Origin of the sequence: Micromonospora sp. R77 (assembly GCF_022747945.1) — a bacterium.
Lineage (GTDB): Bacteria > Actinomycetota > Actinomycetes > Mycobacteriales > Micromonosporaceae > Micromonospora.
The window spans coordinates 4,301,576-4,317,212 of the sequence record NZ_JALDST010000001.1; the positions used below are offsets into that span (position 1 = coordinate 4,301,576).

Consider the following 15,637-nt stretch of genomic DNA (forward strand, 5'->3'; position numbering starts at 1 on the left):
ATAAATTACGTTGAAATACCGCACGGGTACGGAGCAGGCTGGGACTTCGCCATCGAGCTACCGGGGGATGTCCGATGCGCCTGCTCCGTGACCTGTGGGCTGCCGCCCCCCGTCGCCTGACCGTGGTGGCCGTGCTGATCCTGCTCGGTGCCGGCGGCCAGGCCGCCGCCTCCGCGCTGGCCGGTCCGGTGCTGGTGCACCGCTCGGCCGGCTGGTTCGTGGGCCTGGTCGTGGCGCTGGTCGCCGCCGTCCTCGCCGACCTGGGGGTCGGGCTGCTGATGGCCCGGCTCACCGCCGACTGGTCCGCCGACGTGCGCCGCCGGCTCTGCCGGGTCGCCCTCGGGCAGGACCTGCCCACCCTGGAGACCACCCCGGTGGGCGAGCTGCTCGACCGGATCGACAACGACGTCTATCAGGTCGCCGCCGAACTGCGGAACACCGGCATGCGGCTGGCCTGGGGACTCGCCGTGTGCCTGCTCGCCACGGTCAGCGCGCTGTTCGTCTGGTGGCCGGCCGGCGTCGGGATGATCGTGCTGACCGGTCTGCTCGCCGTGGCGCTGCGCGGCCCCACCGCGCGGATCGCGCCGGCCCGGATGGTCGAGGAGGAGGCCTGGTCCGACCTCGCCGCCGTGATGGAGGAGGCCGTCCACGGGCAGGACGACGTCCGGACCAGCCTGGCCCGGCCGTACGTGCTGCGCCTCTACGCGCGGCGGGCCGCCGAGGTGATCGCCCAGGGTGGCCGGGTGTTCCGGCTCTCCGCCCGGGTCACCGCCCTCGCCGCCGGCGCGGTCCGGGTGGGCATCGTCGGCGTGGTCCTCGCCGGTGCCTGGGCACTGGCCACCGGTCGGGTCGACGGGGCCCGGTTGACCGCCGTCTGGCTGCTCGCCATCTCCTTCGGCGCGACCGTGGAACACATCGCCCGCTGGGTGCCGCATTTGCAGCAGGCGCTCGGCGCCTGGGGCCGGGTGCAGCTGCTCGCCGACTCCCGGCAGGAACCGGCCGGCGGGGTCGTACCCGTCGACGGCGACCTGACCGTCCGGGGGCTCACCTTCCGCTACCCGTCCGGCGGGGACGAGCGGGAGCCGGCGCTGCGCGACATCCGGCTGACCTTCGCCCGCGGCCGGTCGTACGCGCTGGTCGGGCGGACCGGGTCGGGCAAGTCGACCCTCGCGAAGGTGCTCACCCGGGCCGTCGACGTGCCCCGGGGCACCGTCTTCCTCGGCGACACCGACCTGGTGGAGCTGGACGTCGAAGCGCTGCGCCGGTGGATCGCCGTGGTGCCGCAGCGTACCGAGATCCTGGCCGGCACCCTCGCCGAGAACGTCGCGCTCTTCGACCCCGACCTGCTCGACGACGCGACCCGGGCGCTGGAGGAGCTGGGGCTGGCCGGCTGGATCGCCGAACTGCCCGACGGGGTGCACACCCGGCTGGGCGAGGGCGGGCAGGCGCTCTCCGCCGGCCAGGAGCAGCTGGTGGCGTTCGCCCGGATCCTGGTCCGCGACCCGCGCGTGGTGATCCTCGACGAGGCCACCGCCCGGCTCGACCCGGTCACCGAGACCCGGGTACGCCAGGCCACCGAACGGCTGCTCACCGACCGGATCGGCGTCGTCATCGCGCACCGGCTCTCCTCGGTGCGGCGCTGCGACGAGGTGGTCATGATGGCCGACGGGGCGGTGCTGGAGGCGGGGCCGCTGCGCGAGTCGGCGCGCTTCGCCGAACTGCTGGCGACCAGCCGGGCCGGCGCGTACGCGGCGACCGGTGCCGGGCGGGGCGGGGTGGACCTGCTGGACGGTCCGGAGTGGGCCGACGAGGAGCCGCCGGCCGCACCGGTCGGGGTCGACCGGCCGGCCACTGTGGTCGTACCCAAGGGCGACCCGCCGCCGCTGCCACCGGCACCGCCCGCGCGGACCATGCGGGAGATCCTGCGCCTGGCCACCAACGACCCACGGTACGGCCTGGTGTCGGTCAGCATGTTCGTGGTCATGACGCTGCTCGGCCTGGACGGTTCGGTGCTGCCGTGGCTCTGGGCCGACCTGGTCGGCGGCGGCGACCCGTGGCTGCCGGCGCTCGGCATCGCCGCCGCGCTGCTGGTCGTCCTGCCGCTGCCCTACCTGACCAACCTGTGGTTCCCGCAGTGGTGGATCCGGCAGATGCTGCGGATCAGCCTGCGCCTGGTGCACGGGCAGACCGGGGCGCGCCGGATCAGCGGGCACACCCCGGCGGAGGTGGTCGCCCAGGGCGGCGACACCGACCGGGTGGTGCAGCTCGCCGACAACCTGGTGGACCAGCTCATCTCGGTGGCCATCCTGGTCACCATGACCGTGGTGACCGGCAGCGTCGTGCCGGCGCTGTTCTTCCTCGGCACGATGCTGGTCTCCGGGTTGGCGGCGACGCTGTTCGGGCCCAGGTTGGAACGCACCGCCGCCGGCACCGTGAAGGCGCGGGCCGCCTTCGCCACCGCGCTGGTCTCCTCACTCTCCGCCGCCCGTACGGTGAAGCTCGCCGGCGCCACCCGCCCGGTGCTGGACCACCTCGCCACGCTGGACACCGTGCGCAGCGACCGGCAGCGCCGGGAGATCTCCATGCAGGTGTGGGCGCGGTCCACCCCGTCGGTGGTCAGCGGACTGCTGCCGATCGGGGCGTGGGCGCTCTACCTGGCCGGTGGGCTCAGCGCGGGGGCCACCCTGGTGGCGGTCTCCACCCTCGGCGCGGCCCGCTGGTTCGCCTGGACCACCGCCGCGCTGGTGTCCCAGTACCCGTCGGCGCGGGTCTGGACCCGCCGGACGGTGGCGATGACGGGGATCGGCCACTATTCGGCGGCGGTGCCGGGGGTGGACCTGGCCGCCGGGACCGCCCCGGCACCGCCGGCGCCGCCCCGGCATCCGCTGCGCCGGCTGGACCTGGTCGGATTCGGCGCCCTGCACCCGGACGGGACGCTCGCCGTGCGGGAGGTCGACCTCACCGTCCAACGGGGACAGCTGGTGCTCGTGGTGGGGCCGGTCGGCGCCGGCAAGTCCTCGCTGCTGCGGGCGCTCGCCGGGATCGTGCACCACACCGGCGCGCTGCGCTGGAACGGCGAGCCGGTGACCGAGCCGGAGCTGTTCCTGCGCCCCAACCAGGTCGGGTACGTGGGTCAGCTGCCGCGCGTGCTCTCCGGCACGGTGGCGGACAACATCGCCCTCGGCCACGACGTCGACCCCGCCGACGCGGTCAGCACCGCCCAGCTGGAGCACGACCTGGCGGCGGCCGGCGGTGGGCTCGGGCTGCTGATCGGGCACAAGGGCACCCGGCTCTCCGGCGGGCAGCTGCAACGGCTGGCGCTGGCCCGGGCACTCGCGCCGCGTACCGAGCTGCTGGTCGCCGACGACGTGTCGTCCGCGCTGGACGTCACCACCGAGCTGGCGCTCTGGGCGGCGCTGCGCGAGCACGGGGTGACCGTGGTCGGGTCGACCTCCAAGCGGGCCGCCCTGGTCCGCGCCGACCACGTCGTGGTCCTGACCGACGGCGTCGTCGCGGCCCAGGGCCCCTGGCGCGAGCTGGAGGCCGACTGGGGTCACCTGGCCGGCTGAGCGCCACCGGCGGGTCGCCCTGCCGGTGGCGCTCCTGGCGCGTCAGAAGGCGCGAGCGTACTGGTCCGACCAGCCGGGCTCGGCGCCCAGCTTGGCGGCGGCGCGGCGCGGCCAGTAGGGGTCGCGGAGCAGTTCCCGGCCGAGCAGGACCAGGTCGGCCTCCCCGGCGGCGACGATCTGTTCGGCCTGCTCGGGCTCGACGATCAGGCCGACCGCGCCGGTGAGCACGCCCGCGTCGCGGCGGATCCGCGCGGCGAGCGGCACCTGGTAGCCGGGGCCGACCGGGATGGCGGCGCCCGTCGAGGCGCCCCCGGAGGAGGCGTCCACCAGGTCCACCCCGGCGGCGGCCAGCTCGCCGGCGAGCGCGACGCTGTCCTCGACGGTCCAGCCGCCCTCGACCCAGTCGGTGGCGGAGATGCGGGCCAGCACCGGCACCGACTCGCCGACCGCGGCGCGGACCGCGTGCGCCACCTCCAGCGTCAGCCGCATCCGCCCGGCCCGGTCACCGCCGTACCCGTCGGTGCGGTGGTTGGTCAGCGGCGACAGGAACTCGTGCAGCAGATAGCCGTGCGCGGCGTGGATCTCCACCGCGGCGAAGCCGGCGTCCAGCGCCCGGCCGGCGGCGGTGGCGAAGGCGGCCACCACGGCGGCGATCCCGGCCGCGTCCAGCGCGGTCGGCTCGCGGTAGTCCGGCAGGAACGGCTCGCCGCCCGGCCCGACGGGGGTCCAGCCGCCCTCGGCGTCCGGCACGCCACCCCGCTGCCGGTCCCACGGCCGGTAGGTGGAGGCCTTGAAGCCGGCGTGCGCGAGCTGCACGGCCGGCACCGCGCCCTGCGCGGCGACGAACGCGGTGATCGGCCGCCAGGCGTCGACGTGCGCGTCGGACCAGAGGCCGACGTCCTGCGGGCTGATCCGCCCCTCCGGGACCACCGCGGTGGCCTCGGTCAGGACCAGGCCGGCACCGCCGACGGCCCGGGACCCGAGGTGTACGCGGTGCCAGTCGGTGGGCAGGCCGTCCGGCCCGGCGCTGTACTGGCACATCGGGGCGAGCGCCACCCGGTTGGGCAGGGTGACGCCACGCAGGGTGAGCGGGGTGAACAGGACACTCATCAGGCGATCCTCCGTCGACGGGCGACGAGGAGGCACCTCGGGGGAGGTGCCTCCTCGTCGCACTGGTGGGTGGTCGGGTCGGTGCCGTGGCTCAGGCGGGGACGAGTTCGTCCTGCCGGGCCGGTCGGTCGGCCTCGTCGGGCTCGACCAGCTCACGCCGGCCGGCCGAGGAGTACGCGGCCCGGTCGAGGGTGCCCTCCCGGGCGGCCACGATGGTCGGCACGACCGCCTGCCCGGCCACGTTGGTGGCGGTACGGATCATGTCCAGGATCGGGTCGATGGCCAGCAGCAGACCGGCGCCGGCCAGCGGCAGGCCCAGCGTGCTCAGCGTCAGGGTCAGCATGACGATCGCGCCGGTCAGACCGGCGGTCGCCGCCGAACCGACCACCGACACGAAGGCGATCAGCAGGTAGTCGGTGACGCCGAGGTCCACCCCGAACACCTGCGCCACGAAGATCGCGGCCAGCGCCGGGTAGATGGCGGCGCAGCCGTCCATCTTGGTGGTGGCACCGAAGGGCACCGCGAAGGAGGCGTACTCGCGGGGGACGCCGAGCCGCTCGACGGAGCGCTGGGTCACCGGCATGGTGCCCACCGAGGAGCGGGACACGAACGCCAGCTCGATGGCGGGCCAGGCACCGGCGTAGAAGCGCAGCGGGTTGAGCCGGCCGGCGGCCAGCAGCAGCACCGGGTAGACCACGAGCAGCACGATCGCGCAGCCGACGTAGACCGCGGTGGTGAACTTGGCGAGCGGGGCGAGCAGGTCCCAGCCGTACGAGGCGACGGCGTGGCCGATCAGGCCGAGGGTGCCGATCGGGGCGAGCCGGATGACCCACCAGAGCGCCTTCTGCACGATGGTCAGCACGGAGCGGTTGAACTCGACGAACGGCTCGGCGGCCCGGCCGACCAGCAGCGCGGCGGCACCGACCACCAGGGCGAGGAAGACGATCTGCAGCACGTTGCCCTCGACGAAGGCGCCGACCGGGTTGGTGGGCACGATGCCGGTCAGGAAGTCGGTCCACGAGCCGGTCTTCTTCGGTGCGGCGGCGCCGGAGACGTCCAGGGTGACGCCCCGGCCCGGGTCGACCAGCAGGCCGAGGCCGAGGCCGATGGTCACCGCGATCAGGGCGGTGATGCCGAACCAGAGCAGCGTCTTGAGCGCCAGCCGGGCCGCGTTGGCCACGCCGCGCAGGCTGACCACGCTGACCACGATGGCGGTGAAGACCAGCGGCGGGACGGCCAGCTTGAGCAGCTGGATGAAGAGGCCGCCGACGGTGTCGAGGGTGCTGGCCAGCCAGCTCAGGTCGTTGGCGCGGGCGAGGAAGCCGAGCGCCACGCCGAGGACGAGGCCGAGCAGGATCTGCACGGAAAAGGGAATCTTGCGCAGGGCGGAAGCCATGAGGATGCGTCCAAGGTCTGTCAGGAGGGTCGGTCGGGGGCAGCGTCAGGAGACTGGCTGCGCCGGACAGACGCCGCTGGCCTGCAGTCGGAGGTCGACATACAGGCGAACGGTGAGGTGCCAGACGTTGGTCATCGCCTGCCGACGCTACTCCCAGCCGGCTCCCAGGTGGAAGGAGTGCCCTCCGTGACGATCCTTACAGCGCTCGTTCCGGTGCGGCTCCCGCGCGTCGCGCGGTCACCTCGGCGGCACCGACCGGCGACGGTGGCCCGCGGTGAACGCCCGGACGTTCCCCGCCGTCCGGCCTGGGGGTCTCCTTCGCCCGCGCGCCGTCGACCGAGGGCTCGGGATCGAGTACGCCGAGGCCGGCTGGCCCTGACCTCACTCTCGGTGATGTCCGCGCGGCCCCGTAGCCACCCCCGCCGCTCCCTTTGCTCTGCAGCCACGGACGCATCGGTGACCGTGTGTTCCTGATGCGTCCGTGGCTGCAGAGCAAAGGCGGGGAAATGAAGGTGGCCGGGTCGGTCGAGGAGGGGTGTTTTTGTCCGTTTGGCGGGTTTCTTTCCGGTGAGCGCGGGTTGAGCCCAGGGTGGTGGGTAACGCTGCGTCAGCGTCACGTTGGGTGTCTACGTAACCGGGAAACCATGTGTCGGGGGACGCGCTGCGGACCGGGGCCGAGCGCCCGGGAGAAATGAGAGCCCAGCGGGACCGAGAGCCGGCAGGAGCGAGAGTCGGGGAGGGACCGAGACCTCGGGAGGAAGGAGAGCCCGAAAGGCACGGGAGCCGGAGGGAGCCCCGGGACATGGCCGCGGCCGTGGTCAGCCTCGGCCGTGCGGGGTGGTCCAGCCCGAGAGGTCCGGGCCGAGCGGGACGATCCGGGTCGGGTTGATCGCGTCGTGGGTGGCGTAGTAGTGCCGCTTGATGTGGTCGAAGTCCACCGTCTCGCCGAAGCCCGGCGTCTGGAACAGGTCGCGGGCGTACGCCCACAGCACCGGCATCTCGGTCAGCTTCTGCCGGTTGCACTTGAAGTGGCCGTGGTAGGCCACGTCGAAGCGGACCAGCGTGGTGAACAGCCGCACGTCCGCCTCGGTGATCGCGTCGCCCATCAGGAAACGGCGACCGGCCAGCCGTTCCGACAGCACGTCCAGCCGGGCGAAGAGCGCCCGGTACGCCTCGTCGTACGCCTCCTGGGAGGTGGCGAACCCGCAGCGGTAGACGCCGTTGTTGACGTCCCGGTGGATCTCGGCCATCAGTGTGTCCAGCTCCGGGCGCAGCTCCACCGGGTAGAGGTCCGGCGCGTCCGGCGAGTGGAACCGCCGCCACTCGGTGGAGAAGTCGAGCGTGAGCTGCGGGTAGTCGTTGGTGACCACCCGCCCGGTCAGCGTGTCGACCAGGGCCGGCACGGTCACCCGACCGGTGTAGTCCCGGTCGGTCGCCAGGTATGCCTCGGAGAGGAAGCCGATGCCCAGCACCGGGTCGAAGCCGTCCGGGTCGAGGGCGAAGCGCCAGCCCCGCTCGTCGCGGATCGGGTCGACCGTGCCCAGCGAGATCACCTGGTCCAGGCCGAGCAGGCTGCGTACGATCCGCGCCCGGTGCGCCCACGGGCAGGCCCGGCACCAGATCAGCCGGTACCGGCCGGCCTCCAGCGGCCAGCGGTCCTGCTCGTCGGGGCCACCACCCGCCGGCGAGGTGGAGTGCGGGGTGACCCGGCCGGTGAACCGGTTGGGCTGGCGGACGAACTGCCCGCTGCCGGCGGTCTCTGCGTCGAACTGTGCCCGGGCCATGCCGTCAACCTAGCCGCTCCGGGCGCGGATATCCTGGCGCCGGGCGTCCCCGTGACCCGGTGGGCGCCGCCACCGAGCCCCTTCCCACCCCCGAAGGACAGCGCTGATGACCGTGGCATACCTCGTGGCCGGAGTCCGTACCCCGATCGGCCGGTACGCCGGCGCCCTCGCCGGGGTCCGCCCCGACGACCTCGCCGCGCACGTGATCCGCGAACTGGTCGCCCGCCACCCCTCGGTGGACTGGGCCCGCACCGACGACGTGATCCTCGGCTGCGCCAACCAGGCCGGCGAGGACAACCGCAACGTGGCCCGGATGGCGGCGCTGCTCGGCGGGCTGCCCGAGGAGGTGCCCGGCAGCACGGTCAACCGGCTCTGCGGCTCCGGTCTCGACGCCCTCGCCACCGCCGCCCGCTCGATCGTGGCGGGTGACGCCGACCTGGTGGTGGCCGGCGGGGTGGAGAGCATGAGCCGGGCGCCCTTCGTCATGCCGAAGGCGACCACCGCGTTCTCCCGCACCGCCGAGGTCTACGACACCACGATCGGCTGGCGGCTGGTCAACCCGCTGATGAAGAAGGGCTGGGGGATCGACTCGATGCCGGAGACGGCGGAGAACGTCGCCGCCGAGTACGGGGTCGACCGGGCCGCGCAGGACGAGTTCGCGTACCGCTCCCAGCAGCGGGCCGCCAAGGCGCAGGCCGACGGCCGGTTCGCCGAGGAGATCGTGCCGGTGACCGTGCCGGCCGGGCGGCGCGAGACGAAGCTGGTCGAGGTCGACGAGCACCCCCGGGAGACCTCGCTGGACAAGTTGGCCGCGCTGCCCACCCCGTTCCGCGAGGGCGGCACGGTGACCGCCGGCAACTCCTCCGGGGTCAACGACGGCGCGGTCGCCCTGCTGGTCGCCTCCGGGGCGGCGGTCTCCCGGTACGGCCTCACCCCGCTCGCCCGGGTCGGTGGTGCCGCGGCGGCCGGTGTGCCGCCGAGGACCATGGGCATGGGGCCGGTGCCGGCCACCCGCCGGCTGCTGGACCGGCGCGGCCTGACGCTCGACGCGGTCGACGTGATCGAGCTGAACGAGGCGTTCGCCGCCCAGTCCGTGGCGGTGCTGCGCGAGCTGGGCCTGCCCGAGGACGCCGAACACGTCAACCCGAACGGCGGCGCGATCGCGCTCGGCCACCCGCTCGGCGCCAGCGGCGCCCGGCTGGCGCTGACCGCCGCACTGGAACTGCGCCGCCGCGGCGGCCGGCGCGCGCTCGCCACCATGTGCGTCGGCGTCGGCCAGGGCATCTCCCTGCTTCTGGAGTCCGCCGCCTGAGTCCGGTCCCCGCCGGGATCGCGCCCGCCTGCGGACGCGACCCCGGCGGCACCGCCCGGCCGGCGGCCGGGCCTCGGAAATGTGGATCTCCCGTACGGTGACGGACGGGCCTAGAGTGGTGACCACCACCCGATCCGCGGGTCGGCCGGTGCGGTCCCGGGTGCCCGCGCATCCGTACCCACCGGTGTCCTCCCGCACGGCGGCGACGAACTGGGGCGAACCGAGATGCAGATGCCGGACGGACTTCCCGCCGAGATCGACCTGAGCCGGCCCAGCGCCGCCCGGGTCTACGACTACTTCCTCGGCGGCGCGCACAACTTCGAGATCGACCGGCAGCTCGCCGAGCAGATCGCCGGCATGACCCCGAACCTGGCGGCCACCATGCGCTCCGGCCGGGAGTTCCTGCGCCGGGCCGTCCGCGCCCTGCTCGACGCCGGCATCGACCAGTTCCTCGACATCGGCTCCGGGATTCCCACCGTGGGCAACGTGCACGAGGTCGCCCAGGCGGCGAACCCGAAGGCCCGCATCGTCTACGTCGACATCGACCCGGTCGCCGTGGCGCACAGCCGGGAACTGCTCGCCGGCAACGACCTGACCGCGGTGCTCCACGCCGACCTGCGCGAGCCGGACCGGATCCTCGCCGAGGCCCGCGAGACCGGCCTGATCGACTTCGGTCGTCCGATGGGCATCCTGCTCGCCGGGGTGGTGCACTTCATCCCCGACGCCGACCGCCCCGGCGACATCCTGGCCGCCCTCCGCGCCGCCGCCGCCCCCGGCAGCTTCCTGGTGATCTCGCACTCCACCTTCGAGGACCAGCCGCAGGAGATGCTCGACGCGCAGCGGCTGTCGGCGCGTACCGACACCGAGATCACGCTCCGCTCGCGGGCGGAGATCAGCTCCTTCTTCGGCGACTGGACGATCCTCGAACCGGGCGTGGTGCACATGCCGCTCTGGCGACCCGACTCGCCGTCCGACGTGGACGAGCACCCGGAGCGGTTCGGCGCCTTCGGCGGCGTCGGCCGGTACGACCAGCCGGCCGGCTGAGCCCGATGCTCGCCGCCCCACCGCCCGGCGGGGACGACCTCAGTCGGCCGGGCGCCCAGGCGTACGCGGCCGAGTGGGCGCGGGCGGTCCGCCGGCTCGGGTTCGTGCCGCTGAGCGCGGTCGAGACCGAGCGGCTGCTGCTCGTACACACCGAGCGGTTGGCCCGGGCCCTGCTCGCCGAGACGTTCTCCGCCGAACCGGCGGAGCAGGTCGGGCGGGCGCTGGTGGAGTCGCATCTCACCGAGCCCGGCGTACTCGACTGGTCGGTGCGGGCGTTGGGCGACCGCTTCCTGGCCTGGGTGTTGCCCGCGCTCGCCGGCTCGGCCGCGGCGGCGGAGCGGATCGCGGCGGTGCAGGGCGGCCTCGCCGCCGGGTACGCGCGGGCCCTGCGGGACCGGACCTTCAGCCAGCAGGAGCGGATCGCCCGCTCGGCCTGGCAGGCGCGGGACGCCGTGGAGCGGGCGCTGCGGGACAGCGAGGCGCGGTTCCGGGCGGTCTTCACCGGGGCGGCGATCGGCATCGGCATCGCCGGCATCGACGGTCGGATCATCGACGTCAACCAGTCCTTCGCGGACATGCTCGGGTACACCGCCGAGGAGCTGCGGGAGATCAACGTGGCGTCGCTCTTCCACCCCGACGACGCGGCCGGGATGTGGGAGCTCTACCAGGAGCTGATCGAGGGCAAGCACGACACGGCCCGGGTGGAGAAGCGTTACCACCGCAAGGACGGCAGCATCGTCTGGACGGACCTCGCCGTGTCGCTGATCCGGCACGACGACGGCCGGCCCCGGTTCACCGTCGCCATGATCGAGGACATCACCGAACGGTACGAACTCCAGCAGCGGCTGCGCTTCCAGGCCCTGCACGACCCGCTCACCGGCCTGCCCAACCGGACGCTCTTCTTCGAGACGCTGGGGAAGGTCCTGGAGACCGCCGGCCCGGAGCAGCGGGTCGGGGTCTGCTTCCTGGACCTGGACGGCTTCAAGGCGATCAACGACAGCCTCGGCCACGACCTCGGCGACCGGCTGCTCATCGTGATCGCGCACCGGCTCGCCGACTGCGTGGCCGGCCGCGGGAACCTGGTCGCCCGGATGGGCGGCGACGAGTTCGTCATCCTGGTCGACTCCGGCGACGGCATCGACGACGCGGTGGCGGTGGCCGAGGCCGCCCTGGCCGCGGTCTCCGCCCCGGTGCACGTCGGCGACCAGCAGCTCGCCGTCTCGGCCAGCATCGGCATCGTGGAGTGCCCGGCCGGTGAGACCAGCGCCTCCGAGCTGATGAAGGCCGCCGACACCACCCTCTACTGGGCCAAGGCCGAGGGCCGGGGCCGCTGGGCGGTGTACGACCCGGAGCGCAGCGCCGCCGACATCGCCCGTTCGGCGCTCGCCGCCGGCCTGCCGGCCGCCCTGGACCGGGGCGAGTTCGTGCTGCACTACCAGCCGATCGTCTCGCTGCTGGACGGCGCCATGCTGGCCGTGGAGGCACTGGTCCGCTGGCAGCACCCCGAGCTGGGGCTGATCGGGCCGGACCGGTTCATCGGGCTGGCCGAGGAGACCGGCCTGATCGTCCGGCTCGGTGAGTGGGTGCTCGGCCAGGCCTGCCGCGACGCGGAGAGCTGGCGGCGGGCGTACCCGGAGGCGAAGCTGGTGGTCAGCGTCAACCTGGCCGCCCGGCAGGCCGACGACCCGGCGATCGTGGAGACCGTCGCGCGTGCGCTGTCCCGTACCGGGCTGCCGGCCGAGCTGCTCCAGCTGGAGCTGACCGAGAGCGCCGTGATGGGCACCGCGGGGGAGCCGTTGCGGTCGCTGCACCGGCTGGCCGAGCTGGGCGTACGACTGGCGATCGACGACTTCGGCACCGGGTACTCGAACCTGGCGTACCTGCGCCGGTTGCCGATCCACTGCCTGAAGCTGGCCGGCCCGTTCGTGGAGGGCATCCGGGCCGACGGCGCGGACGTCGCCGCCGACCATCGGGACGAGCGGATCGTCGACGCGCTGGTCCGGTTGGCGCACGCGCTGGAACTCTGGGTCACCGCCGAGGCGGTCGAGACGGCGGTACAGGCCGAGCGGCTGCGCTCGCTGCGCTGCGACACCGGGCAGGGACGCTGGTTCGGGGCCCCCGTCCCCGCGGACCAGATCCGGGCCCGGCTGGCCGGCGGGAAGGAGGCGGCGTGAGTCTGAGCGACACGCAGGCGGTGGTCTCGGTGGTGGCCGCGCTGGCGATCATCGGCGGACTGGCCGGGGTGGTGGTGCCGGGGCTGCCGGCGCTGCCGCTGTGCTGGGGCGGGGTGCTGGTCTGGGCGCTCTTCGGGGACGCCGGGCCGGGACGCTGGGCGGTGCTCGCCGCCGCGACCGTGGTCGCGGCCGGCGGCACCGTGGTGAAGTACCTGTGGCCGGGGCGGAACCTGAAACGCACCGGGGTGCCGACGTCGTCGCTGCTGGCCGGGGGACTGCTGGGGCTGGTCGGCTTCTTCGTCGTCCCGGTGGTCGGGCTGGTGATCGGGTTCGTCGGCGGGGTGTTCGGCGCGGAGCGGCTGCGGCTGGGCAGCAACCAGCTCGCCTGGCCGGCCACCGTGCAGGCGTTGAAGGCGGCCGGCCTGTCGATGCTGGTGGAGTTCCTGGCCGGCGTGGTGATCGCCGCCCTCTGGGTGGGTGGCCTGCTGCTCGCCTGACCGGGCCGGAGGGCGACCGGGTCGAGCGGCGCGTCCCCGGGCGGCCGTCGTCGGGACCACCGGCGGCGCGGCCGGCGGCTAGGGTCGGGCCGGTGCGGATCATCGTCCTGGGCGGTCTCGGCGCCTGGCCCAGCGCCCGGCAGGCGTGCTCCGGCTTCCTCGTCGAGCACGACGGCTTCCGGCTGCTGATCGACCCCGGCTACGCCACCCTGCAACCGCTGCTGTCCCGGCTGGACGCGGCGCAGGTGGACGCGGTCCACGTCAGTCACGGCCATCCCGACCACTGCGCCGACCTGCAACCCCTGCTGCGGGCCCGGGTGCTCGCCGACCGGTCCGGTCCACCCCTGCCGGTGTACGCCCCGGCCGGCAGCCTGGACCGGCTGCTCGCCGTCGACGAGCCGGGGCTGGTGGACGACGCCTACCGGCTCCACGGCTTCACGCCGGGGTCGACGTTCGACCTCGGGCCGTTCACCGTGCGGACCTGGGCGCTGCCGCACTGGGTGCCGAACGCGGGGGCGCGTTTCACCGCCGGGGGGGATGTCGATCGCCTACACCGGGGACACCGGGGCGAGTCCGGACCTGGTCGAGCTGGCCCGGGACGCCGACCTGCTGATCGCCGACGCGACGTACGTGGACGCCGTCCCCGACCGGCACGCCGGGAACCTCTCCAGCGCCGCCGAGGTGGGCCGGTACGCGGCGCTCGCCGGTACCCGGCACGTCCTGCTCACCCACCTCTGGCCGGGCACCGATCCGACGGCCGCGGTCGTCGCCGCCCGGCAGGGGTACGCCGGGCCCGTCGACGTCGCCGAGCCGGGCCTGGTGCTCACCGTCCACCGGTAGGGCGGCGGCGCGGGGCGTCCCGGAGGGTACGGCGGATCGCCGTACGAGTGAGAGAGAGGTGGACGCCCCGCGCCGTCGCGGCCGGGCGTTGCCGAGCGCCCGGGGTCGGCCCGTTGCGATCGGGCCTGGTCACGGGCTCAAGGATGCCGCCGGTCGGGGCGGTGCGGCAAGGCAATTAGGCCGCCCGGCCCCGGTTCCCGCCTGCCGAGGTATTGACCGGCCTTGATCACGGGACCACACTTTGCGCACTCGTACCGGGGAACCACCTCGAGGAGGTGTGCAGTGGCCACGACGCCCGCGCCGACCGCCGAGCAACCGATGGACGACGACGCCCGACGGCTCGCCGAACTCGGTTACAAGCAAGAGCTGCGCCGCAAGTGGAGCGGCTTCTCCAACTTCGCCATCTCGTTCTCGATCATCTCGATCCTGGCCGGTTGCTTCACCACCTTCGGCCAGGCGTGGAACAACGGCGGGCCGGTCGCCGTCTCCTGGGGCTGGCCGCTGATCTCGCTGTTCATCCTGATCATCGGCTTCTGCATGGCCGAGCTGGTCTCCGCCTACCCGACGGCCGGCGGGATCTACTGGTGGGCGGCGACCATGGGTCGGCCGGTGCACGGCTGGTTCACCGGCTGGCTGAACCTGATCGGGCTGGTGGCGGTCACCGCGTCGGTCGACTACGGCTGCGCCACCTTCCTCAACCTCACCCTGTCGGCGCTCTTCGACTCGTGGGCCGGGACGCTGCACCAGACGTTCGGGCTCTTCGTGGTGATCCTCGTGCTGCACGGGTTGATCAACATCTTCGGGCACCGCATCATCGACGTACTCCAGAACGTCTCGGTCTGGTGGCACGTGGCCGGCGCGGCCGTGGTGGTGGCCATCCTGGCGTTCGTGCCGGACGACCACCAGAGCTTCCGGTTCGTCTTCACCGAGCGGTTCAACAACTCGGGCTTCGGCGACGGTGACAGCGGCGGGCTGACCTTCTGGTTCTATGTGCTGCCGCTGGGCTTCCTGCTGACCCAGTACACGATCACCGGCTTCGACGCGTGCGCGCACGTGTCGGAGGAGACCCGGGGCGCCTCGCAGGCCGCCGCCAAGGGCCTCTGGCAGTCGATCTTCTATTCGGCGGTGGGCGGCTGGATCCTGCTGCTCGCCTTCCTCTTCGCCGCCACCGACGTGGACGCGATCAACTCGGCCGGCGGGTTCTCCGGGGCGATCTTCGAAAGCGCGCTCAGTCCGTTCTTCTTCAAGACCGTCATCATCATCTCCACCATCGGGCAGTTCTTCTGCGGGATGAGCTGCGTGACCTCGATGTCCCGGATGGCGTACGCGTTCAGCCGGGACCGCGCGGTGCCCGGCTGGCGGCTCTGGTCCCGGGTCGACCGCAACGGCACCCCGGTCAACGCGATCATCGGGGCGACCCTCGCCGGCCTGGTGCTCACCCTGCCCGCCCTCTACCAGTCCGCCGGCATCCCGGTCGCCTTCTACGCGGTGGTCTCCGTCGCGGTGATCGGGCTCTACCTGTCGTTCCTCATCCCGATCTTCCTGCGGCTGCGGCTGGGGAACCGGTTCGTCCCCGGGCCGTGGACGCTCGGCCCGAAGTACAAGCTGCTCGGCTGGATCGCGGTGGTCGAGATCGCCATCATCTCGATCTACTTCGTGCTGCCGATCGTGCCCGCCGGGGTGCCCGGCAATGACGGCTTCACCTGGTCGGCGGTGAACTACGCGCCGCTCGCCGTCGGTGGGGTGCTGCTGCTGGTCGCGGTCTGGTGGTACGCCTCGGCCCGGAAGTGGTTCACCGGCCCCCGCCGCACGGTCGACGTCCCCGCACCCCGCTCCGCCGAGCCGTCCTGATCGGGATCTTGGACAGTTGCCGTCAGAAGCGGACGGCAACTGTCCAAGATCCGCACTCGG

The 15,637-nt window shown here is 73.5% G+C and carries 10 protein-coding genes and 1 pseudogene; 8 read left to right on the top strand and 3 right to left on the bottom strand.

The genetic code is table 11. The features are described 5' to 3' along the window. The first annotated feature begins 74 nt into the window (after positions 1 to 74). The gene (locus tag MRQ36_RS20375; RefSeq protein ID WP_242797739.1) at positions 75 to 3,569 is read left to right on the top strand and encodes an ABC transporter ATP-binding protein; all 3,495 of its coding nucleotides are present in this window, start codon (positions 75 to 77) and stop codon (positions 3,567 to 3,569) included. Positions 3,570 to 3,611: 42 nt separating this feature from the next. Here the strand turns inward: MRQ36_RS20375 and MRQ36_RS20380 are convergent, their stop codons facing one another. The 3 genes from MRQ36_RS20380 to MRQ36_RS20390 all read right to left on the bottom strand — a co-directional run bounded on the left by MRQ36_RS20380 (position 3,612) and on the right by MRQ36_RS20390 (position 7,859). After that, complete coding sequence (locus MRQ36_RS20380; RefSeq protein WP_242797741.1) at positions 3,612 to 4,679, bottom strand: NADH:flavin oxidoreductase/NADH oxidase; 1,068 nt, start codon at positions 4,677 to 4,679, stop codon at positions 3,612 to 3,614. A gap of 91 nt (positions 4,680 to 4,770) precedes the next feature. Then, entirely contained in the window at positions 4,771 to 6,063 is a 1,293-nt protein-coding gene (locus tag MRQ36_RS20385) for a dicarboxylate/amino acid:cation symporter (RefSeq protein ID WP_242801242.1), read from the bottom strand. An 830-nt stretch (positions 6,064 to 6,893) separates the two neighbouring features. Beyond that, positions 6,894 to 7,859, bottom strand: coding sequence for a glutathione S-transferase family protein (locus MRQ36_RS20390; RefSeq protein ID WP_242797743.1), 966 nt, complete (start codon positions 7,857 to 7,859; stop codon positions 6,894 to 6,896). 106 nt (positions 7,860 to 7,965) lie between these two features. Between MRQ36_RS20390 and pcaF the strand changes: the two genes are divergently transcribed. From pcaF to MRQ36_RS20425, 7 genes and pseudogenes are all read left to right on the top strand, one after another. After that, entirely contained in the window at positions 7,966 to 9,171 is a 1,206-nt protein-coding gene (gene pcaF, locus MRQ36_RS20395; RefSeq protein ID WP_242797744.1) for a 3-oxoadipyl-CoA thiolase, read from the top strand. Between the two features lie 225 nt (positions 9,172 to 9,396). Continuing rightward, a complete protein-coding gene (locus MRQ36_RS20400) occupies positions 9,397 to 10,215 on the top strand; it encodes an SAM-dependent methyltransferase (protein WP_242797745.1) in 819 nt (272 codons plus the stop codon). 5 nt (positions 10,216 to 10,220) lie between these two features. Continuing rightward, a complete protein-coding gene (locus tag MRQ36_RS20405; RefSeq protein ID WP_242797746.1) occupies positions 10,221 to 12,389 on the top strand; it encodes a bifunctional diguanylate cyclase/phosphodiesterase in 2,169 nt (722 codons plus the stop codon). After that, positions 12,386 to 12,886: a DUF456 domain-containing protein gene (locus MRQ36_RS20410; protein WP_242797747.1), complete on the top strand. Its 501-nt coding sequence runs from the start codon at positions 12,386 to 12,388 to the stop codon at positions 12,884 to 12,886. The genes MRQ36_RS20405 and MRQ36_RS20410 overlap by 4 nt, the downstream gene beginning before the upstream one ends. Before the next feature lie 92 nt (positions 12,887 to 12,978). Then, a pseudogene (locus MRQ36_RS20415) lies at positions 12,979 to 13,350 on the top strand (MBL fold metallo-hydrolase); the annotation flags it as partial. Between the two features lie 73 nt (positions 13,351 to 13,423). Continuing rightward, positions 13,424 to 13,726 (top strand): MBL fold metallo-hydrolase, encoded by a 303-nt coding sequence (locus MRQ36_RS20420; protein WP_242801543.1) that lies wholly within the window; start codon positions 13,424 to 13,426, stop codon positions 13,724 to 13,726. Between the two features lie 282 nt (positions 13,727 to 14,008). Continuing rightward, positions 14,009 to 15,577, top strand: coding sequence for an amino acid permease (locus MRQ36_RS20425; protein ID WP_242797748.1), 1,569 nt, complete (start codon positions 14,009 to 14,011; stop codon positions 15,575 to 15,577). Positions 15,578 to 15,637: the final 60 nt, after the last annotated feature.